Origin of the sequence: Veillonella sp. 3310 (assembly GCF_003999875.1) — a bacterium.
Lineage (GTDB): Bacteria > Bacillota > Negativicutes > Veillonellales > Veillonellaceae > F0422.
Map to the genome: position 1 here is coordinate 159,681 of NZ_RQVJ01000002.1, position 24,679 is coordinate 184,359.

23 protein-coding genes, 1 other RNA gene, 2 pseudogenes and 1 riboswitch are annotated in these 24,679 nt (G+C 40.5%); of the genes and pseudogenes, 22 read left to right on the top strand and 4 right to left on the bottom strand.

The features are described 5' to 3' along the window. Positions 1-125 precede the first annotated feature (125 nt). Positions 126-296, bottom strand: a riboswitch (cobalamin riboswitch). A 294-nt stretch (positions 297-590) separates the two neighbouring features. The 4 genes and pseudogenes from EO127_RS08815 to EO127_RS08935 form a co-directional block, all read right to left on the bottom strand. Then, positions 591-764, bottom strand: a complete 174-nt coding sequence (locus EO127_RS08815; protein WP_240646013.1) for a hypothetical protein — start codon at positions 762-764, stop codon at positions 591-593. Between the two features lie 81 nt (positions 765-845). Next, positions 846-1,001 (bottom strand): annotated as a pseudogene (locus EO127_RS08820) (DUF4236 domain-containing protein); the annotation flags it as partial. A gap of 15 nt (positions 1,002-1,016) precedes the next feature. Next, the gene (locus EO127_RS04275) at positions 1,017-1,229 is read right to left on the bottom strand and encodes a hypothetical protein (RefSeq protein WP_127448157.1); all 213 of its coding nucleotides are present in this window, start codon (positions 1,227-1,229) and stop codon (positions 1,017-1,019) included. Between the two features lie 2 nt (positions 1,230-1,231). Next, the gene (locus EO127_RS08935; RefSeq protein WP_371412858.1) at positions 1,232-1,573 is read right to left on the bottom strand and encodes a rhodanese-like domain-containing protein; all 342 of its coding nucleotides are present in this window, start codon (positions 1,571-1,573) and stop codon (positions 1,232-1,234) included. 297 nt (positions 1,574-1,870) lie between these two features. On the opposite strand from EO127_RS08935, the gene thrC reads away from it, so the two are divergent. The 22 genes and pseudogenes from thrC (at position 1,871) to ssrS (ending at position 24,461) form a co-directional block, all read left to right on the top strand. Continuing rightward, a complete protein-coding gene (thrC, locus tag EO127_RS04285; RefSeq protein ID WP_127448159.1) occupies positions 1,871-3,370 on the top strand; it encodes a threonine synthase in 1,500 nt (499 codons plus the stop codon). 8 nt (positions 3,371-3,378) lie between these two features. Then, positions 3,379-4,236: a DMT family transporter gene (locus EO127_RS04290; protein ID WP_127448160.1), complete on the top strand. Its 858-nt coding sequence runs from the start codon at positions 3,379-3,381 to the stop codon at positions 4,234-4,236. Between the two features lie 23 nt (positions 4,237-4,259). After that, the gene (gnd, locus tag EO127_RS04295; protein WP_127448161.1) at positions 4,260-5,675 is read left to right on the top strand and encodes a decarboxylating NADP(+)-dependent phosphogluconate dehydrogenase; all 1,416 of its coding nucleotides are present in this window, start codon (positions 4,260-4,262) and stop codon (positions 5,673-5,675) included. 227 nt (positions 5,676-5,902) lie between these two features. Beyond that, positions 5,903-6,577: a metal-dependent hydrolase gene (locus EO127_RS04300; protein WP_127448162.1), complete on the top strand. Its 675-nt coding sequence runs from the start codon at positions 5,903-5,905 to the stop codon at positions 6,575-6,577. Between the two features lie 188 nt (positions 6,578-6,765). Beyond that, the gene (moaC, locus tag EO127_RS04305; protein WP_127165902.1) at positions 6,766-7,236 is read left to right on the top strand and encodes a cyclic pyranopterin monophosphate synthase MoaC; all 471 of its coding nucleotides are present in this window, start codon (positions 6,766-6,768) and stop codon (positions 7,234-7,236) included. Between the two features lie 15 nt (positions 7,237-7,251). After that, on the top strand, positions 7,252-7,740 hold the full coding sequence (gene trmL, locus EO127_RS04310; RefSeq protein ID WP_127448163.1) for a tRNA (uridine(34)/cytosine(34)/5-carboxymethylaminomethyluridine(34)-2'-O)-methyltransferase TrmL: 489 nt from the start codon (positions 7,252-7,254) through the stop codon (positions 7,738-7,740). A gap of 193 nt (positions 7,741-7,933) precedes the next feature. Further along, positions 7,934-8,284, top strand: coding sequence for a YlbF family regulator (locus EO127_RS04315; RefSeq protein WP_127448164.1), 351 nt, complete (start codon positions 7,934-7,936; stop codon positions 8,282-8,284). Between the two features lies 1 nt (position 8,285). Beyond that, positions 8,286-9,188: pseudogene (murB, locus tag EO127_RS08825) on the top strand (UDP-N-acetylmuramate dehydrogenase); the annotation flags it as partial. Beyond that, the gene (locus tag EO127_RS08830; RefSeq protein WP_240646011.1) at positions 9,171-9,725 is read left to right on the top strand and encodes an N-acetyltransferase; all 555 of its coding nucleotides are present in this window, start codon (positions 9,171-9,173) and stop codon (positions 9,723-9,725) included. The pseudogene murB and the gene EO127_RS08830, both read left to right, overlap by 18 nt. A gap of 128 nt (positions 9,726-9,853) precedes the next feature. Next, a complete protein-coding gene (gene rplM, locus EO127_RS04325; RefSeq protein ID WP_009352918.1) occupies positions 9,854-10,294 on the top strand; it encodes a 50S ribosomal protein L13 in 441 nt (146 codons plus the stop codon). A 21-nt stretch (positions 10,295-10,315) separates the two neighbouring features. Beyond that, complete coding sequence (gene rpsI / locus EO127_RS04330) at positions 10,316-10,708, top strand: 30S ribosomal protein S9 (protein ID WP_009352806.1); 393 nt, start codon at positions 10,316-10,318, stop codon at positions 10,706-10,708. Positions 10,709-10,799: 91 nt separating this feature from the next. Beyond that, positions 10,800-12,200 (top strand): DASS family sodium-coupled anion symporter, encoded by a 1,401-nt coding sequence (locus tag EO127_RS04335; RefSeq protein ID WP_127448165.1) that lies wholly within the window; start codon positions 10,800-10,802, stop codon positions 12,198-12,200. A gap of 426 nt (positions 12,201-12,626) precedes the next feature. Then, complete coding sequence (gene recJ / locus EO127_RS04340; RefSeq protein WP_127448166.1) at positions 12,627-14,633, top strand: single-stranded-DNA-specific exonuclease RecJ; 2,007 nt, start codon at positions 12,627-12,629, stop codon at positions 14,631-14,633. 65 nt (positions 14,634-14,698) lie between these two features. After that, on the top strand, positions 14,699-16,858 hold the full coding sequence (locus EO127_RS04345) for a bifunctional (p)ppGpp synthetase/guanosine-3',5'-bis(diphosphate) 3'-pyrophosphohydrolase (RefSeq protein ID WP_371412859.1): 2,160 nt from the start codon (positions 14,699-14,701) through the stop codon (positions 16,856-16,858). Then, positions 16,855-17,304 carry a D-aminoacyl-tRNA deacylase gene (gene dtd, locus EO127_RS04350; protein WP_127448168.1) on the top strand — a complete coding sequence of 150 codons (450 nt, stop codon included), beginning with the start codon at positions 16,855-16,857 and terminating at the stop codon, positions 17,302-17,304. Before EO127_RS04345 ends, dtd begins: the two co-directional genes overlap by 4 nt. 27 nt (positions 17,305-17,331) lie before the next feature. Next, on the top strand, positions 17,332-17,940 hold the full coding sequence (locus EO127_RS04355; RefSeq protein ID WP_371412860.1) for an MBL fold metallo-hydrolase: 609 nt from the start codon (positions 17,332-17,334) through the stop codon (positions 17,938-17,940). Positions 17,941-17,948: 8 nt separating this feature from the next. Continuing rightward, the gene (locus tag EO127_RS04360) at positions 17,949-19,019 is read left to right on the top strand and encodes an AI-2E family transporter (protein ID WP_127448170.1); all 1,071 of its coding nucleotides are present in this window, start codon (positions 17,949-17,951) and stop codon (positions 19,017-19,019) included. Continuing rightward, positions 19,012-19,503 (top strand): Fur family transcriptional regulator, encoded by a 492-nt coding sequence (locus EO127_RS04365; protein WP_127067997.1) that lies wholly within the window; start codon positions 19,012-19,014, stop codon positions 19,501-19,503. Before EO127_RS04360 ends, EO127_RS04365 begins: the two co-directional genes overlap by 8 nt. After that, the gene (gene hemZ / locus EO127_RS04370; RefSeq protein WP_127448171.1) at positions 19,496-21,118 is read left to right on the top strand and encodes a coproporphyrinogen dehydrogenase HemZ; all 1,623 of its coding nucleotides are present in this window, start codon (positions 19,496-19,498) and stop codon (positions 21,116-21,118) included. The genes EO127_RS04365 and hemZ overlap by 8 nt, the downstream gene beginning before the upstream one ends. After that, positions 21,118-22,392: a histidine--tRNA ligase gene (hisS, locus tag EO127_RS04375; RefSeq protein WP_127448172.1), complete on the top strand. Its 1,275-nt coding sequence runs from the start codon at positions 21,118-21,120 to the stop codon at positions 22,390-22,392. Before hemZ ends, hisS begins: the two co-directional genes overlap by 1 nt. Before the next feature lies 1 nt (position 22,393). Next, positions 22,394-24,190: an aspartate--tRNA ligase gene (aspS, locus tag EO127_RS04380; protein WP_127448173.1), complete on the top strand. Its 1,797-nt coding sequence runs from the start codon at positions 22,394-22,396 to the stop codon at positions 24,188-24,190. Between the two features lie 98 nt (positions 24,191-24,288). Continuing rightward, a non-coding RNA gene (gene ssrS, locus EO127_RS04385) (6S RNA) lies at positions 24,289-24,461 on the top strand. Positions 24,462-24,679 lie beyond the last annotated feature (218 nt).

The following is a 24,679-nucleotide window of genomic DNA, read 5'->3' on the forward strand; positions in this document are numbered from 1 at the left end:
TGATAAGGCGATCATCAATATGTGTCGTATCCCATACTACGCATATTGCAATAAAAAATCCTTTTTCTTGTGTTTGGAGTATCAGAAAAAGGCCTTTGATTCTCCTCCCTATCTCTCGTAGGTCAAGTGGTGAATGATGAATAGGCAGTTCTCCTGACTCAGCTTCAACGCGCCTCCAGCCTTCCCAGTTTCCCAGTGACATAATTTGGATTTGCTCTGCTTTACAGTGGCGGGACCGTGCCAGACTTTAACTGGCTTCTCTATTATGCTTTCGCACCTATTCCCGAATGTTTGATTGTATGTGTGTATTGTACTCTTTTGGTTTTTTGCTGTCAAGAACAAGATGAATACGTATGACTATTTTGTAAGAATAGGGATATATGTGTGATGTATATTACAAAATGTAATATATGGGGCGGTGTTGCCTACCTCTATAAGAATGGGCATCATATTTAAAAATCCCTTTAAGGGCTCAAGAGATTATTGTAATGTCTATGAAAAGGACTGTAGTGCTATACAAATGCATAGTACTACAGTCCTAGTTATGGTTGCTGTTAATTTTGTTCTAGAATCATAGCGTAACTGTATAGTTAAACGATGTAGATAGCCAAAGCAATTACCAATACAATTATAAGTATACAACCACAGCCTGCTGCAGAGGAAGGTTCCTCTAAGGTCCCTGTATCCGCTGGATTAGGATTGTCAGAGGGGGCGGATAATAAATTATAATTGCACTTAGGACAATTGGTCCAAGCTTTTCTCATGTGGTGACCACAATAGGGGCAAACAGGGGTATAAGGAATAGAGACACTGTCGTTATATCGGTGATAAGATGTGTAAGATAGACCGCTACCTGGAAGGCCTACGGTTGTTCTGACTCCACCTTTACCTAGGGTGATTTTTGTGCCTCGTGGACCTATACTAGTGCTTATGCCCTTTTTTCCCAAATTAAGGCGAATACCAGGTGCAATTTTTAACGTTTTTCTAAACCGAAATCCCATACGTTTACCTTTGCATTAACATGTACAAGTTGGAGAGGTAGTGCCGTCATTACATTTTACAGAACCGTTGCTGTTGCAACCAGCTACACCACCATGGTGAGAACAACAGCCTCGTTTGGCGATCATAGTGCCATTTGTCGTAGGTTGATCAAAGGCGGAGAATACGTCTAGGTTAGATTGAAACCCTAGGAAGAGTGCCATGATTGTTAAGATACATAGTTTTTTCATTTTTATGACCTCCTTGTGGTAAGATGATTGTCTGTAATAATATCCCAACCATCTTCTAATACATATACATTTTCATACCCTTCGCGATCCATTATTTCAGCTAAGGCTATGGAATGTTCATCGTGGGGACAGGAACAAAATACGATGTACTTTTTCCTTTTGTCAGACGTTTTTAGGAAATTATTGATAATTAGTAAGTTTTGAGGGTTTACCCATATAGCTCCTGGCATATCTTCATTCAATAGTTCTTTTGCATGAGAACTACGGACGTCTATATAAGTAGCTGATATATCTAAATCGGAAGTGGTTTGGTAAGCATAATTTGTTAAATGACAAAAGAACATTGTAAAAAATATGAGTAATAGTTTTTTCAAATGAAGCACCAACTTTTTAGAATGATAAAATCTTTTAGTGGATATAATAAATCCACCATTTTAAAATAATACCTTCTTCATAGTATAGTACTTTATAGTAGAATTGACAATTTAGAATGATGTTTTGATTCTCTAGCTATGTTAGTAAGCTATGATGTATAGGTAGTATTACTGGATGATAGTACTCCTTTTCTTGCTAAATAGATAGCATTAATTTATAATGAATGAAGATAATACAATATATTGTGTAACATAAAGGATGATAAGATGAAGTATACTAGTACGCGCAGTCATGAAACGGTGAGCGAAACCTTTGCGTTGCTCAATGGATTGGCAAGTGATGGTGGTCTTTACGTGCCAGAAACATTTCCGGAGAAATGCCTTTCCTATAAAGATGTAGCAGAGAAAAGTTATGAAGAAATTGCACTGGTTGTGTTGAGTAAGTTATTTACTACTTTTACAGAAGCAGAATTAGAAACGATGATTCGCAGTGCTTACAATACGGTGAACTTTGATACACCAGATATGGCGCCTATGCATTCCTTGTTAGAGCGAGTGTCTGTGTTGGAGTTATTCCACGGTCGCACCCAAGCTTTTAAAGATATGGCGTTGTCTCTATTCCCTTATTTGTTGGTGGCAGCGAAAGAAGCGGAGCAAGAAACGAAAGAAGTGTTAATCCTGACAGCCACTTCTGGTGACACTGGAAAGGCAGCCTTAGAAGGATTCAAAGATGTACCAGGAACGCACATTCAAGTGTTCTTCCCAACAGACGGCGTTAGCCCAATGCAACAAGAGCAAATGCAAAAGCAAGAAGGGGCCAATGTGAATGTAACGGCCATCGAAGGGAACTTCGATGATGCGCAACAATTCTTGAAACGTCTCTTTGTGGATGCTGATGTGGCAAAGGAAGTGGCAGACAAAGGGGTGAAGTTCTCCTCTGCAAATTCCATCAATATCGGCCGATTAGCGCCACAAGTGGTATACTATGTAGCAGCCTATGCTGAGTTGGTGAACACTGGGGCTATCCACGAAGATGAAGCGTTCAACGTGGTGGTGCCAACAGGTAACTTTGGCAATATTTTGGCGGCTTACTATGCAAAACGCATGGGTATTCCAGTGGGCAAATTGATTTGTGCATCCAATCAAAACAATGTACTGACAGATTTCTTTAGTACTGGTACGTATGATATGAATCGTCCATTCTACACGACCATATCCCCGTCTATGGACATTTTAGAAAGCTCTAATTTTGAACGTTTTATCTATTATGTGAGCGGTGAAAATGCGGAATTGACAGCACAGCGCATGAAAGCGTTGAAAGCAGAGGGTAAATTCTCTGTAACCACAGAAGAACTACAAGCGGTGCAAAAAGAATTTGCTGGTGCTTATGTAGACGATGAGATGACAAAAGCTGTCATTGAACAAGTGTATAACTCCTATGGCTATGTAATGGATCCACACACAGCGGTGGCGATGGGTGCTTACATGAAAGAATTGGAAGACCATCCAGAAGATGGTCATCGTCACACAGTGATTGCCTCCACGGCGCATCCGTTCAAATTCCCAACGCCGATTTGTGAAGCGCTGGATATCAAAGTAGGGGCGACTCCTTATGAAAGCTTAGATAATATTTCGGCTGTCACAGGTGTGGGTTGTCCAAAACAATTGGCGGAGTTGCAACATAAACCATTGCGTTTTACTAAGGTAATTCCGAAAGAATCTATGAAAGAAGAAATTCTATCCTTTGTGGATACTTTCAGACAGTAGGTGACCTTATGGTACAAGCATTTTTCTTTTCCCTCATGTCATCCTTTGCTTTTAGTATTATGAATTTATTTGTGAAACTTTTAGGCGATGGTATGCCAGCGGCAGAGGTGACATTTTTCAGAGGATTGATAGGGACAATTGCCGTACTCATAGTGATGCGACAAAAAAGAATTTCCTTTTCCACAGAGCATCGAGGGTTATTAACCTTGCGAGGTATCTTTGGTGGATTAGGAAACTTGAGTAATTTTATTGCCTTGGTGTATATGTCCATGGCAGATGCGTCTATTTTATTTCAACTGTCGGGCATATTCGTGCTGATTTTCAGCAACATTGTATTGAAAGAAAAATTACCCAATGGATCCGCTAAATGGCTAGGTTTAATCTTCTTAGCCGTTGTGTATATGATTCAACCGTGGAATTTATCGGGCTTACATTGGTATTCTTTCATTGCCATTGCAGGAGCGGCCTTATCGGCGGCGGCCTATACAACGATTCGCACCATTAGCTTAAAAGGTGGTCATAGTTCTTATGAAATTATGTTTTATTTTTTAGTGACTACCATGTTAGTAGGCGGCATCGTGATGATACCAGAATTTGTGTGGCCTAATGCAACACAAGCGCTGTATTTGGGATGCATTGGAGCCATTTCCGTAGTGGCTCAGTTCTTCCTAACCGGTGCATTTGTGGCAACCAATGCGGTGGTGGCACAATTTATGCAATATGTAGGGGTATTCTTTAACTCCTTCTGGGGATTTATCGTCTTCGGAGAAAACCTAGCATTGGCGACCGTCATTGCAGGTATTATTATGTTTAGTTCATCAGTGATGTTGGCTCGTTTGAAAGAAGAACAAGCTCACACACGGTAGTCAATCAAGAAAGAGGTATGACGATGAGTGAAAAATTATATCAATTTGGTCTAGTCGGTTTGGCTGTTATGGGACAAAACTTGGCCCGCAACATTGCCCGTCATGGATTCAGCATTGCTGTGTACAACCGTACACCACAAAAAACAGATGAGTTTGTAGCAAACTATAGCCATGAAGGAACAATCGGCGGAGCACATACACCAGAAGAATTTGTAGCGATGTTAGAGAAACCTCGTAAAATCATGTTCTTGGTGAAAGCAGGTCAACCTGTAGACGACATGATCGAAGCGTTCTTGCCATATTTAGACCAAGGCGATACATTAATTGATGGAGGTAACTCCCATTATCCAGATACAATCCGTCGTACAAAATACTTAGAATCCAAAGGATTCCGTTTCTTAGGCGTTGGTGTATCTGGCGGCGAAGAAGGTGCCTTGAATGGTCCAAGTTTGATGCCAGGTGGTAACGAAGCGTCTTACAACGAATTGGCGCCGATCTTTACATCTATTGCAGCTCAAGTGGCAGACGGTCCTTGCTGCACATACGTAGGCGATGACGGTGCTGGTCACTATGTAAAAATGGTGCACAACGGTATCGAATACGGCGACATGCAATTGATTTCCGAAGCCTACTTCATGATGAAAGAATTACTTCGTATGAGCGATGATGAAATTGGCGATGTATTTGCAAAATGGAACACAGGATTATTAGATTCTTACTTAATTGAAATCACTGCTAAAATTATGAGAGTAAAAGATACTGATGGAACTCCATTAGTAGAAAAAATCTTGGACAAAGCAGGTCAAAAAGGTACTGGTAAATGGACAAGCCAAGAAGGTTTAGACCTTGGTGTGCCAATTCCAACTATTGCTGAAGCGGTATTTGCTCGTGCTATGTCTGCGTACAAATCTGAACGCGTGTTGGCAGAACCAGTGTTAGTAGGTCCTACAGATGTATTCGAAGGCGATAAAGAAGCCTTGATTGATGCAATTCACTCTGCCTTATATGCGTCCAAAATTTGTTCCTATGCACAAGGCTTTGCATTGATTAAAGCAGCAGCAAAAGAATATAATTGGAACATCAACTTCGGTGATATGGCATTATTGTGGCGTGGCGGTTGCATTATTCGTGCAGCATTCTTAGAAGATATTAAAAAAGCATTCACTAATAACCCGGATTTAAATAACTTGATGTTGGATCCATTCTTCGCAGAAGCATTGCAAACACACCAAGCAAAATGGCGTGAAGCGATCATTGCGGCGAAACGTTATGGTATCCCAACACCTGCTTTCAGTGCATCCTTAGATTACTTCGATTCCTATCGCCGTGGTGTATTGCCTGCGAACCTAATTCAAGGACAACGTGACTTCTTCGGTGCTCATACTTACGAACGTACAGACAAAGAAGGTACATTCCATACAGAGTGGGCGGAAGCGTAGGGTTTTGCTGACTTTTACAGTACAATGATTTAGTGTATATATATTACTTGATCAATGCTATGATTATGACAATACATGTAATTAAAAACGACTACTTCTCGCAGTAAATGTGAGGGGTAGTTGTTTTTATGTATACATGCCCTTTATCTTGCGATTCACTTTCTATGAATGATATAATTTACTTAACAAATATTGTTGGGCTAAGATAATATGAGGGAGGTATTCTTATGAGCAAGGTAACGTTAACGTATTATGGTCATGCTACGTTTGCTTTGAGCAATGGTGAGGTCACGTTGGTATGTGATCCGTTTTTTACAGGTAATACTTGGGATGTGGCAAAGGCAGAGGACATAGAGTGCCAATACATTTTTGTATCCCATGGTCATGATGATCATTATGGTGATACCGATGTGATTGCTAAGAATAACGATGCCCTTGTTATTTCTACGGCCGAGGTGGCAGGTAAAGCAGCGTCTGCTGGTGCACGTACTCATGCGATGCACTTAGGTGGAAAGTTCAATTTTCCATTCGGTTCTATTCGATTGACACCAGCCTTCCATGGTTCTGGTGTGCCAGGTGGACATGCAGCAGGTGTGGTGATTGAGTTCTTTGGTAAGCGTGTATACTTTGCGGGTGATACTGCATTGTTCAGCGATATGAAATTAATCAGCCGTCACGGTGACATCGATTATGCATTACTACCAATTGGTGATAACTACACGATGGGTATAGAAGATGCAGTGACAGCAGCATCTTGGATTCAAGCTAATACGACCATTCCAATTCATTACAAAACATGGCCTGTCATCGATAAAGAACCAGCAACTTTTGTGGCTTTGTTAGAAGCAAAACATAAACAAGCAGGACTTGTGGTCGACCCGGGGCAAACTATCGAACTGTAATTACATATCACTAAGCTTATATTCATTTAGATGCGATAGAAGATCTTTACATGAAGACGTATAATAGAAAGGAACTGTTCCTGAATCACATCGGGACAGTTCTTTTTTATCTCTTAGACCTTTCACAATACAGATTACTGACGTCAATCCCTTCTCTATGGTATAATAATCTTCACATGGAGGTATCTATGAAATTAACACATTTTGATGAAGGCGGTAATGCGCATATGGTGGATGTGTCCCAAAAGGATCACACAGAGCGCGTGGCCGTAGCAGAAGGATTTATTACGCTCAGTGAGGAAGCTTTTAGTATTGTGGCTAGTGGGAATGTCAAAAAAGGTGATGTGTTAGCAGTGGCACAATTGGCAGCCATCATGGGAGCGAAACAAACGTCTAACCTCATTCCCTTGTGCCATCCATTGGCGTTGACGAAGGTGAGTGTAGACTGTTCCTTGGTAGAAGAGAAACAAGCTGTGTGCATTCGTAGCACAGTGAAGACTACGGGCCCTACAGGGGTGGAAATGGAAGCCTTAACAGCGGTTCAAGTTGGATTGTTAACCGTCTATGACATGGTAAAAGCCGTAGATAAAACTATGACCATAGGTCCTGTGTATCTTGTGGAAAAACAAGGTGGTAAAAGCGGACATTTTAAGCGATAAGATAGTAGGTGAATCATGGAAATTGTATTAGTAGAACCGGAAATTCCTGGTAATACAGGCAATATTGCACGCCTTTGTGCAGCAAATCATATGACACTACATTTGGTGGAACCTTTGGGGTTTTCCATTGAAGATAAATATTTAAAACGAGCGGGACTTGATTATTGGCATCTAGTAGATGTAAAAATACATAAGTCCTTGGATGAAGTGTATGAACAATATAAAGACCGGCGCTTTTGGTATGCTACGACAAAGGCAGCTCATACCCATGCAGAAGTGCAATATGAAATTGGAGATATGTTAGTATTTGGTAAAGAGACAAAAGGCTTGCCAGAAGAAATTATTGCGGCTAATCCAGATACGTGCATTCGCATTCCTATGATTGATGAAGCGCGGTCTTTGAATTTATCGAATGCAGTGGCAATCATTGCCTATGAAGGTATGCGTCAACTGGATTTCCCAGATTTGCAGGCCGTTGGACCAGGAGTATCTATCGAGGTGTAAGCTCTTGATAGTAGGTGTTGGTCTATAGTAAATGGTAAATATAGTAAGTTTAATCATACGGTATAGCCTATATACAGTGAAATATCATAGACTTTCACAGAATGACCAAAGAATTAGATAATATAGACTGTATAGCATACACAATATATGAAAGTATATAAGAATGAAATCCTAATAGGATGGAGGAGGAATTATGAATTACGATTTAGCATATGAATTACAAAAAGCAATGCGCGACAGCGAAGAACATAAAGAAATGATGGCAGCCCAAGAAGCGATTAAAGATGACCAAGCGGCAAAAGGCATGGTAGAAGAATTCATGTCTTTACAAATGCAATTGGAATATGCAAAAATTGCAGACGCTCCTGAAGCGGAAGATTTGTTGAAAAAATTAGAAGGTTTATTGCCAATGGTGCAAGCTAATTTTGGTGCGAATGCGTACTTAACAGCGCATGCACGTTGGACACAAGTAGCGAATGATATTTATCGCATCATCAGCGAACCAATCACTGAAGGTATGAAAATTTTAGAAAAGGCACAGTAATATGAACGCTGTATGGGAAGCATTGCAACAGGTGGTTCCAGTAGATCGCATTCAAAGGGATGCGATGTTGGCACCTTTCACTACCTTTCAAATAGGGGGACCTGCAGATTTGCTTGTACTACCTCATTCTATACGAGAGTTGCAGGATTGCATGCGTGTACTACACGACCATAAAATAGAACCTTTTGTGCTAGGCCTAGGTTCTAACGTGCTAATCCAAGATGGTGGCATGCGTGGCGTTGTGCTTTGCTTGAAAGAATTACAAGAGGAACAATATCACGAGGGCACAACGATTACTATGAGCGCAGGATATACATTGAAAGAAGTGTCTGAATATGCTCAACGTGAAAGTTTAAGTGGCTTGGAATTTGCCATCGGTATTCCCGGTAGTTTGGGAGGTGCTGTGTTCATGAATGCAGGTGCCTACGATGGAGAAATGGATCAAGTGGTAATCGGTGTGGATGCGGTAGATATGCAGGGACACTTACATCACTATAACCGAGAAGACTTGCAGTTTGCCTATCGTCATAGTCGCTTTCATGAGAATCATGAAATTATCGTTCGTGTGACTATGGAATTACAGGAAGGAAATCCCGATGACATCCAAAAGCGAATGGATGAACTGACAGAAAAACGAGAATCTAAACAACCGTTGGAGCATGCCAGCGCAGGGTCTACTTTCAAGCGCCCACCAGGGTATTATGCAGGAACGTTGATTGACCAAACTGGCTTAAAAGGTTTATCCGTAGGGCCCGCAGAAGTATCTGTGAAGCATGCGGGTTTCGTAGTCAATCGTGGAGGCGCTACCGCTAATGATGTACTAGGTGTGATTCATGAAGTGCAAAAAAGGATCTATGCAGGTCATGGAGTGCAGTTGGAACCAGAGGTGCGTATTTTAGGGGAAGCCCAAGAGCGAACTAGTTCTGTAGTCACCATTGTAAGAGCTAAAGAGGAAGATATTCCTGCGTTGTCTAAATTATGTGCTGATACCTTTAGAGAAACTTTCAGCCATGACAATACAGAAGAGGAATTACAAGCTTTTTTTGATGAGACCTATAACCATAATATATTGAAAAGTGAGTTAGGGGACAGTGAGAGTGAAACGTACTTAGCATATGTAGAAGATGAGTTAGCAGGATATTTGAAGGTGAACTGGGGCGATGCACAAACAGAACGTGAACTAGTGAATGCCTTTGAAGTACAACGTCTATATGTGCTGAAAGATTACCATGGACAAGGGGTGGGCAAAGCCTTGTTTGAAAAAGCCTTGCGTATCGCTGAGTCGGGTGATTTTGACTGGGCCTGGTTAGGCGTTTGGGAGAAAAATTACAAAGCCCAACATTTTTATAAATGCTATGGGTTTGAAAAATTTGGAGAACACCAATTCATTGTAACTCCAGAGAAAGCGGATATCGATTGGTTGTTGAAGAAATCTTTGTGATAAACCTTGACATATCTACTGTGTTTTGAGTATAATATTTCGGTAAGCAATTTGTACGGACTTCCACTAGCCCCGGAAGGTGGCAATTGCTTCTGTTAATACATTCTTGTTATTAGGAGGAAAGCAGCATGAAAACTACATTTATGGCCAATGCGAACAATATTGAACGCAAATGGTATGTTGTTGACGCTGAAGGTAAAACTTTAGGACGTCTTGCTGCCGAAGTTGCTAAAGTTCTTCGGGGCAAACATAAACCAACTTTTACACCACATGCAGACACTGGTGACCACGTTATCGTTGTGAACGCAGAAAAAGTTCGTGTAACAGGTAAAAAATTATTACAAAAAGAATATTTCCGTCATTCTGGTTATCCAGGCGGATCCCGTTTCACTACACTTGCTATGATGTTGGAAAAACATCCTGAGCGTGTAATCGAAATGGCAGTTAAAGGTATGCTTCCAAAAAATAAATTGGGTGCACAACAATACCGTAAATTGAATGTATACGCTGGCGCAGAGCATCCACATGCTGCTCAAAAACCAGAAGTTTTGGAATTAGATATCCGTTAATACCGGGAGGAGGAACATATAATGGCAGTAGCACAATACTACGGCACTGGTCGTAGAAAATCTTCCGTTGCTAGAGTTCGTCTGGTACCGGGTACAGGTAAAATCACTGTAAACAAACGCGAATTAAATGAATATTTCGGTCGTCAAACTCTTGAGTTGATTGTTAAACAACCATTGGTATTAACAAACACTTTGGAACAATACGACGTTGTGGCAACTGTAGCTGGTGGTGGCCCATCCGGTCAAGCTGGTGCAATTCGTCACGGTGTGTCTCGTGCATTATTAGAAGTTGATGGCGAACTTCGTCAAGGTCTTAAAAAAGCTGGCTTCTTGACTCGTGACCCACGTATGAAAGAACGTAAAAAATACGGTCTTAAAAAAGCTCGTAAAGCATCTCAATTTTCCAAACGTTAATTTGGCGATTACAGAACCCAGTACCCTTATGGTGCTGGGTTTTTTGTTGTCTCTGGAGGAAATGTGTTAATAAAGAAAGGAATGATACTACATGGATAAACTACTAAGACTATTGGGAGTGGTAGCTGTGGCACTGATCATATGGTATTTGCCACATACGCCAGAAATTTCAGATCAAGGATGGCATTTATTAGCTATCTTTACAGCTACTATTGTGGGCTTTATACTACGACCATATCCCACTGGGGTAATGGCATTTATGGGATCTGCGGGGGCAGTCGCTACTAGTTCGATTAAGATGAATGAAGCGTTATTAGGCTATGCAGAGCCTAATGTATGGCTTATCGTGTCGGCTATCTTCTTTTCTAGAGGAATTATTAACTCTGGATTAGGGCGACGCATTGCGTATACCTTAATTCATTGGTTCGGTACGAGTACCTTGCGTTTAGCCTATGCCTTGGCGATGACAGATTTAATTATTTCTCCGGCTACTCCATCTAATACTGCTCGTGGAGGTGGTATTATCTATCCTATCGTGCAAAATATTTCTATTGCCTTTGATTCGAGACCAGGAGAAACGGCACGTCGCATGGGAGCCTACCTAATGACTACGGCTCACACAGTAAATGCCTGTACAGTGACTGTATTCTTGACCGCTTGTAGTGGTAACTTGTTGATTACATCTTTAGGAGCAAAATTATTTGGCTACACTGTGACATGGTGGGAGTGGTTTTTAGCAGGAGCTTTGCCTGGTTTGCTCAGTATGGTTATCATGCCTTGGTTTATTTATAAGATTTACCCACCTGAAATCAAAGAAACACCAGAAGCTCCAGCTATGGCTCGTGAAGAGTTAGATAAACTAGGTCCGATCACGACGATGGAAAAAAAGGTAGCAGCTATCTTTGTGGGGGCAATTCTACTCTGGTCTACTACGACAATTACGGGTTTACATGCGACGGTCATTGCGATTATGGCCGTACTAGCCTGTGTCATTAGCGAATGTCTTACATGGGATGATATTTTGAAAGAAACCATAGGTTGGGATATTTTAATCTGGATGGGTACTCTAGTAGGTATGGCTGGATTGCTTGGTAAATTAGGCGTTGTAGCTGTCTTTGCAAAATTCGTCAGCACTATGTTAGGTGGTATGTCTTGGGAGTGGGCGGCATTGATTATTTCGTTAGTCTTTGTATACTCGCAGTATTTCTTCGCCAGTGGTACCGCTCGTATTACAGCCTTATTTTCTGCCTTTGCGTCTATCTTAATTGCCTTGGGAGCACCAATTCCTTATGCGATTTTAATGTTTGGCTTGATGAATAGCCCCGGCTGTACGTTGACACATTATAGCTCTGGGGTAACGCCAATCTTCTTTGGCAGTCACTACGTGCCACAAGTGACCTGGTGGAAAGTAGGATTTTATATTTCCGTATTGAATTATATCTTCCATTTCTTCTTTGGTAACCTAAGCATGAAGTTATTTGGAATCATCTGAGATAATGTATATAGGGAAATACTTCCTGTGTAGTCATCGTAGTACATGAGTATTTGATTTCTCTGTAATGATGATAGTATATGACTCCATAGAAGTAATGGATGTAATATCCTTTATAATTAGAACTAGGATAGGTTGTACTGAAATGCTGTACATGCATTTAGGTACAACCTTTTTTTGTTTTATGCTAAATGTGTGGGATGCTCATATACGAGTAGTCCTCACATCTGTTATAGTGGTTTTTTGGAGTTGAAATTGATAATTGAGGAGTAAAGAAGTTTAATTACAAGCACTACTTTTATCATAATATATCATAATAAAAGCAAATTATTATATTTTTAATAATGATACTTATTGAAAATGCTTGAACTTTCATGTATAATAATGATAATGATAATGAAAGAAATATCCATCCAAGAGGTACTTATGAAACTAGATAAACGAAAAGGTAAACGTTGGAATGTTGCGGAAGCACAAGACGACGTAGAATCTCAATTGACCTCTGGATTAGCAGTGCATCCTATTGTTTCTCATTTATTAGCAAACCGTGGGATTACTACTGTAGAAGAAGGTCGAACATTCTTATATAGCACAATGGATGATGTATTAGATCCTTTTATGTTAAAAGGTATGGCAGAGGCTGTGGAAGAGATTGAAAGAGTCTTAGCTATGAACGGATCCATCGTGATTTACGGCGATTATGATGTGGATGGGATTACTGCTACATCACTAATGTACCGTTTTTTTTCGCGCTTAGGAGCGAATGTAACCTATTATATTCCAGAGCGACAAAGTGAAGGCTATGGTCTAAACCTAGATGCCTTAGAATATTTAATATCTCAGAAGGTAGATTTAATTATTTCTGTAGACTGTGGTATTAGTTCTTATGATATTGTAGAGGCTGTGCGGGATAGGGTGTCTATGGTGATTACGGATCATCATACGGCGCCTCCGCAAATACCGCGAGCTACAGCGGTAGTCAACCATAAGCAGCCAGGCTGTCCCTATACTGATAAAAACTTATCTGGTGTAGGAGTTGCTTTTAAAGTGTGCCAAGCTTTATGGAAACGTCGTACCGGTGAAGAATATCGTGAAGATTTAGATATTGTGGCATTAGGAACGGTGGCCGATGTGGTTCCTTTAGTAGGAGAAAATCGGATTATTGTTCGTGAAGGTTTACGTAAAATGACAGAGTCCCCTAATGTAGGGATTCAAGCTTTAGTACAAGTGGCTGGTCTAGAAGGTAAACCATTATCAGCGGGGCATATTGGGTTTACCCTAGCCCCACGATTGAACGCAGCAGGACGTGTGACCCATGCGACTCGAGCTGTAGAATTGCTGATTACCACAGACTCTGCAGAGGCCATGGAAATTGCAGAAGAATTGCAGGAAACGAATACAGAACGGCAACAGATTGAACGAGCTATTTTTGAAGAAGCCTATCAATCGGTACTAGCTCAAGGAAGTTTGGCGGATCAATGTATTGTAGTGGCTGGTGAAGGCTGGCATCCTGGAGTTATTGGTATTGTTGCATCCCGTTTGGTAGAAGCCTTTTATAAACCAACCATGGTGATCAGTATTCATGATGGAATTGGTAAGGGATCTTGTCGCAGTATTGATCATTGTAATATGTATGATATGTTGACCTATGCAGGGGATACATTAATTCAATTTGGCGGTCATGCACAGGCAGCAGGATTTAGTATACAAGAGGATAATATTGATGCTTTACGAGAAAAGGCTAGCGAGTTCTGTCGAACACAGTTAACAGAAGAAGATTATATTCCAATTGTTACTATTGATGGGACTATGAGTAGCGAAGATATTAGTATCGACCTTATTGATCAAATTGCTACGTTAGAACCATACGGCATGGGAAACAGTACACCTGTTTTTGCGATTCCGGACATTCGTGTGCAGAACCTATATCCTATGGGCTTTCAAAAAAATCATTGTAAAATTATTTTACAAGGTCAACAAGGTCCCATTGATGCAGTGGCCTGGCAAGGAGCACATTATATGCAAGAAATCTTTGCCGACGATCCTGTAAAAGTGGCGTTCTCGTTGCAGAAAAATGAATGGCAAGGAGTGGTAACACCACAACTTGTTGTACAGGATTTGGAACCACTTTCACAGCAACGAGAGCGATTAGAAGTAGATAGTTTACGGAAATTATATACGGTGGTGAAACATATCTTCCGATCTCCGACAGCACCCAAATATATTGTGGAACGAGAAACGTTGGAGAGCAGACCAGAAGAGATGACTTCCCGAGAAGCTATTCTTGCCCTAGAAGTGTTCAAAGAATTAGGCATTTTACAAGAAGAAGTATTAGAAGATGGACGTCATGTGTATCGTTGGGTGAATATACAACAAAAGTTGGAACTTCACACATCCTTGACGTTTATGACATATAGTCAGGAGGGAGCATAATGGTAAGTACTATAAGTACCCCTCAGGAACATACATTTAATAAAGAGCGAGAATATGGACAATTTATGGACCGTGTGCGGTCGTATTTACCAGAAGAAGACTGGCCTGTCATAGAGCGCGCTTTTGCACTAGCAGATAAGGCCCATGCTCCACAAAAGCGGGCTTCTGGAGAACCCTATATCTTGCATCCCTTAGGGGTTGCCACCATATTGAGTGAACTACAAATTGATCGGTCTACCTTGGTATCAGCTCTACTACATGATGTAGTGGAGGATACAGAGGTTAGTTTGGAAGAAATAGAAGAACAATTTGGACCAGAAGTGGCATTTTTGGTAGATGGTGTTACAAAACTGAATCAATTTCAGTACCAAACAAAAGAAGAACAACAAATTGAAAATTATCGTAAGATGATTTTAGCTATGGCGAAAGATGTGCGTGTCGTGGTCATCAAGTTGGGGGACCGCTTACACAATATGCGCACCTTAAAGTATATGCGCCCCGATAAACAACAACGCATTGCTCAAGAAACGTTAGAAATTTTTGCACCTTTAGCACATCGTTTAGGGATTTTTAATATTAAATGGGAATTAGAGGACTTATCGTTCCGCTATTTAGAACCAGAAAAATATTATGACCTAGTGCAACAGATGAGCGAAAAACGCCAAGCTCGTGAGGATATCGTTAATGACACGATGAATACGTTGAAAGATGCCTTGGAACATGCTCATATTAAGGCAGATGTAAAAGGTCGTCCAAAGCATTTTTATAGTATCTATAAAAAGATGAAAAAAGACAATCGTGATTTATCTCAAATTTACGACTTGTATGCAGTGCGTGTCATCGTAGATACGATTCCAGACTGTTATGCTGTGCTAGGTACAGTGCATAGTTTGTGGAAACCTTTGCCCTATCGCTTTAAAGATTACATTGCCATGCCGAAATCGAATATGTATCAATCTTTGCATACGACAGTCATTGGCACGAAAGGACAGCCTGTAGAAATTCAAATTCGTACTTGGGATATGCATCGTGTGTCGGAGTATGGTGTAGCTGCTCATTGGCGATACAAGGAAGGTAATAAAGGAAAAGCAGAAGCTGATTTTGATGCCAAAGTAGGTTGGATTCGCCGAGTTTTAGAATGGCAAGACGGAAGCGATCCAAAAGAACTCTTGAATGCTTTAAAATTAGATGTCTTTACAGGAGAAGTATTCGTATTCACTCCTAAAGGCGATGTTATGAAGTTGCCGAAAGGAACCGTGCCACTTGATTTTGCCTACCGTGTTCATACCGATGTAGGGAATAAATGTGTAGGGGCCAAAATTAATGGCAAGATTGTTCCTTTGGATTATGAATTGCAAAATGGGGACATCGTTGAAATCGTTACTTCTAAAAATGGGAAACCACGGTTAGACTGGTTAAATATTGTCGGCTCTACGGAAAGTAAGACGAAGATTAGAAATTGGTTTAAGCGAGAAAATAAAGAAGAAAATATCGTCAAAGGTCGTGAGCTACTAGAAAAAGAAGCAAAACGCTTAGGTTATGATTGGAAAGACTTAACGAAAAATGGTCGTCTAGAAAAGATTGGAAAATCTTTGAATGCTGGCGGTGAAGCTGAGTTGTACTCTGTTGTTGGATTTGGTGGACTTTCAGTGAATACAGTATTGCTCAGATTGGTGGATATTCATAAGCAAGAAGTAGCTAAGGAAGAACAGCGAAAAGATACGATGGCTGTCATCGACCGTCTTAAAGTACATCAAGGAAAATCCAAGAAAAGCAGCAGTGGTGTTCTCGTGAAAGGGGAATCTGGTGTGATGGTGCGCATGGCGCGTTGCTGCAACCCTGTGCCAGGTGACGATATTATTGGCTATATTACAAGAGGTCGTGGTGTTTCTGTACACCGTGCCGATTGTACTAATATTGGTCATACTCCAGATGATTTACATCGTATGATAGAAGTTGATTGGGAAGGTGCTACACAGGACCAATTCCAAGTGAGTGTGTCCGTTCACGCTTACGATCGCAGCGGTTTGTTAATGGAAGTGATGGCAGTCTTGTCAGAAATGAAAATTAACATTTCTAATATCAATGCCAAGACAGATGACTCGAAAGATGTGACCATTCACTTAATGCTAGATATTAAAGATGTGTCACAACTTGACTTTGTGATGACAAAACTACGACGTGTAAAAGATGTGTATTCCGTACACCGAGGAGGGAAAGCATGAGAGCCGTTGTGCAACGTGTAAGTTCTTCTTCCGTTACCGTGGATGGAGCTGTTGTCGGTAAGACGAAGCAAGGCCTACTAGTGCTGTTAGGATTGACAGATACAGATACGGCAGAAGATGTACAATACATTTGTGAAAAGGTCAGCCATCTGCGCATCTTTGAAGATGAAGAAGATAAAATGAATCTATCTGTCATGGATGTAGGTGGTGAGGTGTGCGTAGTTTCGCAGTTTACTCTCTACGGAGATGCTCGTAAGGGGCGTCGACCGAATTTTATGAAAGCAGCCCCACCAACCATGGCAGAACGATTGTATTTGGAGATTGTAGAGGCTTTCAAAGAAAAAGGGTTGCCAGTGAGTACAGGTCAATTTCAAGCTCATATGCAAGTATCATTAGTCAATGATGGACCTGTGACGATTCTGTTAGATAGTAGTAAAGAATTTTAATGGAGTTACTAGATGAAATTATATTATATGCCTTTAGGATCCTATGGAACCAATTGTTATATCGCACATAATGAAGCAGATAATACATGCCTTGTCACTGACCCAGGTGACGAAGGGGAGAAGTTAAAAGAAATTCTAGACAGTCGTGAAATGAAAGTGCAAGGTATTTTATTGACTCATGGACATAGTGATCATATTGGGGCTGTACAAACATTGGTGGATGCGTACCATGTACCGGTGTATATTCACGAAGGGGATGCGGAGTATTTAACCAACCCAGAAGTGAATTTGAGCGCTTACTCTGGTCGATCCATTACAGCGAAAGTAGATGATGTGCGCTATGTGAAAGAAGGAGATACCATTTCATTAGGTGATACGACATTTACGGTAATAGAAACACCGGGGCATACGCCAGGTGGTGTGTGTTACTATACAGAGGGAACTTTGTTAGCCGGTGATACCTTATTTCAAGGGTCAGTGGGTAGAACAGATTTTCCCAATGGTGATTTTGAACAGTTGAGTAAAGGGATTAAAGAAAAGCTTTACACGTTACCAGATGATACAAAGGTCTATCCAGGTCATGGAGGGCAAACTACCATTGGTGACGAAAAGCAATCTAATCCATTTGTACGGTAGGTGATAGGATGGGACATAAAACCATACAATATTGGCTGCGATGCATTTTATTAGTCTTAGCCAGCATCGGTTTATTGATTGCCTTGCCAGTAGTGATTCCTCTAGTGATTGCAATCATTTTAACGCTGCTCTTATGGCCATTAGTAAATATCACACAAGCCTATGCAAGTAGATATTGGAAACAATGCCCACGATGGATTGCGATCATTCCATCATTTATCGTGGTAGCATTGATTTCTACATTGTTGATACGGTATGTCATGGTACCAGTAATCGGCGAATTAACTAAATTATTAATCAATTTGCCATATGTGTTAGATCAATTTGTAGCAGTGGTGAAAGGATTACAGGGTATAGACGGAGAAAGTATTATACCTCATCAGTTTGAAGGCATTATCAACACTACATTGATAAAGATTGGTAATTATGGCGTAGACTTAGCACAACGAGGCGTACTCGCTATCGTATCCTTTGCAAGTACCTTATTACAATTATTATTAGTGCCGATTTTGACTTTCTATTTACTGAAAGATGGTCGGAGTATTAAACAAGCGGTGTTGAACATTTTTTCTAGTCCTACATCAGGTCATTTGGAAGAAGTAGTCAATGATATTCTCCGCACCTTAGGTGGTTATTTGCGAGGACAATTGCTGCTAGCGAGCAATATGTTTTGCTTAACATTTATCGTATGTTATTGTTACGATTTACCCTATCCCCTTGTATTAGCAGTATTAGCGGGTATTGCAGAATGGATTCCCATCATTGGTCCATTCATTAGCGCAGGACCAGCCATTATTTTAGCTGCTGTTATTAGTGGTCCTCTAGCGGTGAAAGTGGCCATTACATATGGCATTCTACAACTACTAGATGGACAAATTATTATGCCCAAGGTTATGGGGCATGTCATTAATCTTCCCCCATTAGTGATTATTACTGCTATTTTTGTGGGTGGCTATTTCTTTGGTATGATCGGCATGATGACGGCCGTACCACTCACAGCCATTGCACAAATTATAGCGAAGCGCTTATGGTATTTTAATAGATATTATGTATTACAGAAAGAGGAGCATCATGGATAAAGCAACAGAAGTACAAGCAACAATGGAAAAATTGAAAGAACGTATTAAAGATAAAAAATATAAATTGACTACACAACGTCAAATTATTTTACAAACTTTCATTGAAGCAGAAGAAAAACATTTAAGTGCAGAAGATGTATATATTTTAGTTAAAAAGAATAATCCAGATATCGGCTTAGCTACGATTTACCGTACTTTGGATTTGTTCACTGAGTTAGACTTAGTGAAACGTTTGGATTTTGGTGATGGTCGTAATCGCTATGAATTGAATAGCGATGAGTTATCTCACTTCCATCATCATTTGATTTGTGTGAAATGCGGTTGTGTCAAAGAGTTTGAAGATGATATGTTGGAAACATTGGAATCTATTATTGCTAAAAAGTTAAACTTCCACACAACAGACCATCAATTAAAAGTATACGGTTTCTGCGGTGATTGTCATGAAGCAGCAAAAGCTTTAGAAGCTGAAAAAGAACATGCATAAAACATACTGGTATGACGGACCTCAAGAATTAGGTTCCGTCATAGCGCACCAGTGCGGAGCAGTGGGGCTATTTTCATCGAAAGAAAATCCAGACTTTATTATCCATGTATCGTATAGTGGAATAGTGGCATCTCCAGTATGTGAACAGGGGCCTAGTGATGGAGCATTTATACAAAGCAGACTTCCTGTGAATGAGCCGGCGCAAGCTAGGTATACAAGTACTGAAGTGGCTATGGAGGACGATGATACATACTTAATGTTGCAGTTGTTCTGTCACAGACGGATACAGGATGAGTTATTGAAGACTGAGGTACAGGGTTCACCAGAATTATATTCGGAGTATATTCATATTTGGTCTCTTTCAGGAAAAGATACGATAGAGGGCCGAAAAGTGATAGGTCGAGAAGTCTTATCAGAACTTAGACGTATATTGGGTGTGAAGACGAGTTTGTGGGGCACCTTGGTAGGCGTACGTCCTACTAAGTTGACCCATAAATTATGGGATTCTCTAGGTGATTTAGAGCAAGTTCGTCAAGAACTGGAAAGCACCCATAGCATTAGCCATGTGAAGTGGAAATTATTAGAGCAAGTGGCAGTGTTGGAGCGCCCTTATGTGGCACATATGAAGCAATCTCCTAAGGAGATTAGTTTGTATAGTGGCATCCCTTTTTGTGAAACCCATTGTACCTATTGCTCCTTTCCGTATGGACTGATTCAGAACTATGGAAAGGTACAAGACTTTGTGGATGTCTATCATCGTGATATAGAACATATGAAAAGACTTGTTAAAACACATAGTTTAGAGGTACAATCGTTATACATGGGTGGAGGAACTCCCACAAGTTTAGGAGAGGGAGACTTTCACCAGATTGTGCATGCATTGGGGGATGTGATTCCAACGGGCCATGAATTTACAGTGGAAGCAGGCCGTCCTGATTCATTGAATGCTAACAAGGTTCAATCTATTGTAGATGCCGGGGTGACTAGGATTAGCTTGAATCCCCAAACGATGCAAGATGAGTTGTTGCGCATCATTGGTCGTGGACATAGCGTAGCAGAGTTTCTATCTATGTATGACTATGTGGCGAGCCATACAAATTGTTCTATCAATATGGATTTTATTGCAGGTTTACCACGTCAGACCCTGGGAGATATGCATGAGAATGCGCGATACATAGAACAATTACGTCCTCATAATGTGACAATCCATACCTTGGCATTGAAAAAGGGGAGTCCATTATATGGGAGTCGCTTTGCCAATGAAATCCCTTCTGAGGATGTGGTGCAAACCATGTTAGATGAAACTCATGATGCGTTGCTGCAACTAGGCTATATGCCGTATTATATGTATCGTCAACAATACATGGTGGGGCAAATGGAGAACATTGGCTACACCTTGCCAAATTATGAAAGTATCTATAATATACAAATGATAGAAGAACGTCAGTCCATACTTTCCATAGGACCAGGTAGTGTGTCTAAATGGATTGGGGGTACTGATTTTAGGCAACAAAAGCAATACATGCCGAAAGACGTAGATACGTATATTCAAGATATACAACGACTATTAGAGAAACGTACTTTACTAAGTAATGAACATTGGAGGGACAGCTAGTGGCTATTCAAAAACCAAGAGGAACACAGGATCTATTGCCAAGTGTTCTTGGAAATTGGTACTATATTGAAAATACCATTCGTCGATTATGTAAGACCTATGGATTTGAAGAAGTTCGTACGCCTATGTTTGAAGAAACGGGCTTATTTTTACGCGGTATTGGGGAAACTACAGATATCGTGCAAAAAGAAATGTATTCCTTTCCTACAGGGGATAAAAAAGATCAATCCTATACATTGCGTCCAGAAGGAACTGCTTCTGCGGTGCGTGCGTATTTGGAAAATAAAATTTATGGTCAAGAATCGATTACAAAATGGTTCTACATTGGACCTATGTTCCGCCACGATAAACCGCAAGCTGGTCGATATCGTCAATTCCACCAATTTGGGGTAGAATTATTGGGTACGCAAGCACCAAGTGCTGATGCGGAATGTATCTCCTTAGTGTTGCAATTGTTACGTGACCTAGGCTTAAAAGATTTAAATGTGGAAGTAAACTCTGTAGGTTGTCCAACTTGTCGTCCTGCGTACAGAGAAAAGTTAATTGCTTTCTTTGAACCTAAAAAAGAAGAGTTGTGCGAACTTTGTCAAAGTCGTTTGTACAAGAATCCATTGCGTATTCTTGATTGTAAAGAAGAAAAATGCCAACAATTAACAGTCGGTGTTCCAGAATTAAGTGAAAACTTATGTGAAGAGTGTCAAGATCATTTCCATCATGTAAAAGAGTATTTAACAGCGGCTGGCGAGAAATTCACCTTAAACCCACGTTTAGTTCGTGGTTTAGACTATTACACGAAAACTGCTTTTGAAGTACAGTACACCCCATTGGGATCTCAAAGTGCTGTAGCTGGCGGTGGTCGTTATGATGGTCTTGTAGAAGAATTAGATGGACCACATACACCTGCTGTAGGTTTTGCGATGGGCATGGAACGGCTATTGTTGGCCTTAGAAAAACAAGGCCTGTTGCCAGAACAAGAACAAGAAGATTCTGTGTTTGTAGTAGCTTTAGGCGAAATGGCACAAAAAGAGGCTTTCAGAATTACGAATACCTTGCGTAATGCCTATGTGAAGGCAGAAATGGAAGGGTCTGGTAAATCTATGAAGAGCCAAATGAAGTATGCTAACAAAATTAATGCAAAATATGTTATTATAATTGGTGATAATGAATTAGCTGAAGGTAAAGTCATCTTAAAATATATGGATACATCTGAACAAGAAACTGTGTCCTTAGCTGAGATTGCAAACCGTATAACTGAGTTAGTGAAAGGAAATTAGAATGGAAACTATGAAAGGTTTACACCGTACTCATCATTGTGGGACTATCGGTGCAGAACAAGTAGGAACAGAAGTGGTTCTTTGCGGTTGGGTAGAGCGCCGTCGTGACCATGGTGGATTGATTTTTATTGATTTACGTGACCGTTCTGGGGTCGTGCAAATCGTGGCATCTCCTGATCACAATATGGAGTCTTTCCATAAAGCGGAAGACGTGCGTAATGAATATGTGTTGTGCGTACGTGGTACGATTACAGAACGTGATGCAGCAGCTGTGAACCCTAACTTACCAACTGGTAAATATGAAATGTACTGTGAAGAGTTACGTGTATTGAATGCAGCGAAAACACCTCCATTCTATATTCAAGATAATATCGATGTAGATGAAAATATTCGTTTAAAATATCGCTATTTAGATCTTCGTCGCCCAGAAATGCAAGCGAACTTGATCTTGCGTCATAAAGTGACAAAAGCAATGCGCGATTTCTTTGACAATAATGGTTTCTTGGAAATTGAAACACCAATGTTGACAAAAAGTACACCAGAAGGGGCTCGTGATTACCTAGTTCCGTCTCGTGTAAACCCTGGTACATTCTATGCATTGCCACAATCTCCACAAATTTTCAAACAAATTTTGATGGTTGCTGGTTATGAAAGATATTTCCAAATCGTTCGTTGTTTCCGTGATGAAGATTTGCGTGCAGACCGTCAACCTGAATTTACACAATTGGACATCGAAATGAGCTTCATGAACCAAGAACAAATCTTGAACATGCAAGAGCAAATGATTGCCCATGTGTTTAAAGCGGCACAAAATGTGGAAATTCCATTGCCAATGCCTCGTATGACTTGGGATGATGCGATGAATTTATACGGTTCTGACAAACCAGATATCCGTTTTGATATGACTTTCACAGATGTAACGGATTGCGTGAAGAATACGGAATTTAAAGTATTCCGTTCCGTTATCGACAATGGTGGTCAAGTAAAAGGTATCGTTGTAAAAGGTTACGCAGGCATTCCTCGTCGTGAATTAGATGATTTGACAAACTTTGTAGGCATCTATGGTGCCAAAGGTTTAGCTTGGGCTTGCTTTAATGAAGATGGCACAATTAAATCTCAAATTATGAAATTCTTAGGCGAAGACACAGTGCGTAATATCGGTGCGACTATGCATGCAGAACCTGGTGATTTAGTATTGATGATTGCGGATAAACCAGCTGTAGTTGCAAAAGCTCTTGGCGAGTTACGTCTTGAAATGGGTAAACGCCGTGGATTAATCGATGAAAACAAATTGGCCTTCTTGTGGGTAACTGATTTCCCTATGTTTGAATACGACGAAGAAGATAAACGCTTTGTGGCAATGCATCATCCATTCACATCTCCACGTGAAGAAGATATGGACTTATTAGCTACTGATCCAGGTGCTGTGAAAGCCATCGCTTATGACATGGTATTGAACGGCGTGGAAATCGGTGGTGGTTCCATCCGTATTTACCAATCTGATGTACAAGAAAAAGTATTCAATGCTATCGGCTTGAGCACAGAAGAAAGTCGTTCTAAATTCGGCTTTATGTTAGATGCTTTTGAATACGGTGCCCCTCCACATGGTGGATGTGCGTTCGGATTAGATCGTCTCGTTATGTTGATGGCAAAACGCCAATCCATCCGTGACGTAATTGCATTCCCTAAAACACAAAGTGCATCGGACTTGATGAGCCAAGCTCCATCTGAAGTAGCGCCTAAACAATTGCGTGAATTACATATCAAAACAGATGTGGCAAAAGAAAAATTAGTATAATCGAATTTGTCCAATAGAAAATTGATATACGTTTAAGGAAAGGAACGGTGTATTTCTTCTTGAAATGACCGTTCCTTTCTGCTATACTATGGGTAAAGAAATTCCTGCTATGTGCGTGTTATATCGCAGTTTTGAGCCAACATTTTAACTTAGGGATTCTCACTCTTGTAAGGGCGCTCTGCCTCTACGAGGACTGTAATCTTACAAGGAGGAAACCCACCTGCCTTTGCAGGATCAAAACACGGTATGGATACGGCATAGTGGGGCTTTATGTAACCGCCTGAGGGTGGTTTATTTTTTTTGCATTAATAAGAACATATAGACTATATAACTAGATACATGTATAATAAAGAACAGATAGTATTTGTCGTGAAATCAGGCTTCTACAAGTTCGTAGCTTAGCTTGATCTTGTAAAGTATACAGGGATTGCTCGGTAAGCGTACCAAGAAGGAAGTCCGGGCATTAATTATGTATAAGTATATATGTTT

Bases quoted from the DNA above. Each gene is read 5' to 3' on its own strand.
- trmL (WP_127448163.1), top strand. From the start codon at position 7,252: ATGGAAATTGTATTAGTAGAACCGGAAATTCCTGGTAATACAGGCAAT.
- EO127_RS04300 (WP_127448162.1), top strand. From the start codon at position 5,903: ATGAGCAAGGTAACGTTAACGTATTATGGTCATGCTACGTTTGCTTTG.
- EO127_RS04365 (WP_127067997.1), top strand. From the start codon at position 19,012: ATGGATAAAGCAACAGAAGTACAAGCAACAATGGAAAAATTGAAAGAA.
- hemZ (WP_127448171.1), top strand. From the start codon at position 19,496: ATGCATAAAACATACTGGTATGACGGACCTCAAGAATTAGGTTCCGTC.
- aspS (WP_127448173.1), top strand. From the start codon at position 22,394: ATGGAAACTATGAAAGGTTTACACCGTACTCATCATTGTGGGACTATC.
- thrC (WP_127448159.1), top strand. From the start codon at position 1,871: ATGAAGTATACTAGTACGCGCAGTCATGAAACGGTGAGCGAAACCTTT.
- EO127_RS04275 (WP_127448157.1), bottom strand. From the start codon at position 1,229: ATGAAAAAACTATGTATCTTAACAATCATGGCACTCTTCCTAGGGTTT.
- moaC (WP_127165902.1), top strand. From the start codon at position 6,766: ATGAAATTAACACATTTTGATGAAGGCGGTAATGCGCATATGGTGGAT.
- rplM (WP_009352918.1), top strand. From the start codon at position 9,854: ATGAAAACTACATTTATGGCCAATGCGAACAATATTGAACGCAAATGG.
- EO127_RS08815 (WP_240646013.1), bottom strand. From the start codon at position 764: ATGAGAAAAGCTTGGACCAATTGTCCTAAGTGCAATTATAATTTATTA.
- EO127_RS04360 (WP_127448170.1), top strand. From the start codon at position 17,949: ATGGGACATAAAACCATACAATATTGGCTGCGATGCATTTTATTAGTC.
- EO127_RS08935 (WP_371412858.1), bottom strand. From the start codon at position 1,573: ATGTTCTTTTGTCATTTAACAAATTATGCTTACCAAACCACTTCCGAT.
- EO127_RS04345 (WP_371412859.1), top strand. From the start codon at position 14,699: ATGGACCGTGTGCGGTCGTATTTACCAGAAGAAGACTGGCCTGTCATA.
- EO127_RS04315 (WP_127448164.1), top strand. From the start codon at position 7,934: ATGAATTACGATTTAGCATATGAATTACAAAAAGCAATGCGCGACAGC.
- rpsI (WP_009352806.1), top strand. From the start codon at position 10,316: ATGGCAGTAGCACAATACTACGGCACTGGTCGTAGAAAATCTTCCGTT.
- dtd (WP_127448168.1), top strand. From the start codon at position 16,855: ATGAGAGCCGTTGTGCAACGTGTAAGTTCTTCTTCCGTTACCGTGGAT.
- recJ (WP_127448166.1), top strand. From the start codon at position 12,627: ATGAAACTAGATAAACGAAAAGGTAAACGTTGGAATGTTGCGGAAGCA.
- EO127_RS04290 (WP_127448160.1), top strand. From the start codon at position 3,379: ATGGTACAAGCATTTTTCTTTTCCCTCATGTCATCCTTTGCTTTTAGT.
- gnd (WP_127448161.1), top strand. From the start codon at position 4,260: ATGAGTGAAAAATTATATCAATTTGGTCTAGTCGGTTTGGCTGTTATG.
- EO127_RS04335 (WP_127448165.1), top strand. From the start codon at position 10,800: ATGGATAAACTACTAAGACTATTGGGAGTGGTAGCTGTGGCACTGATC.
- EO127_RS04355 (WP_371412860.1), top strand. From the start codon at position 17,332: ATGCCTTTAGGATCCTATGGAACCAATTGTTATATCGCACATAATGAA.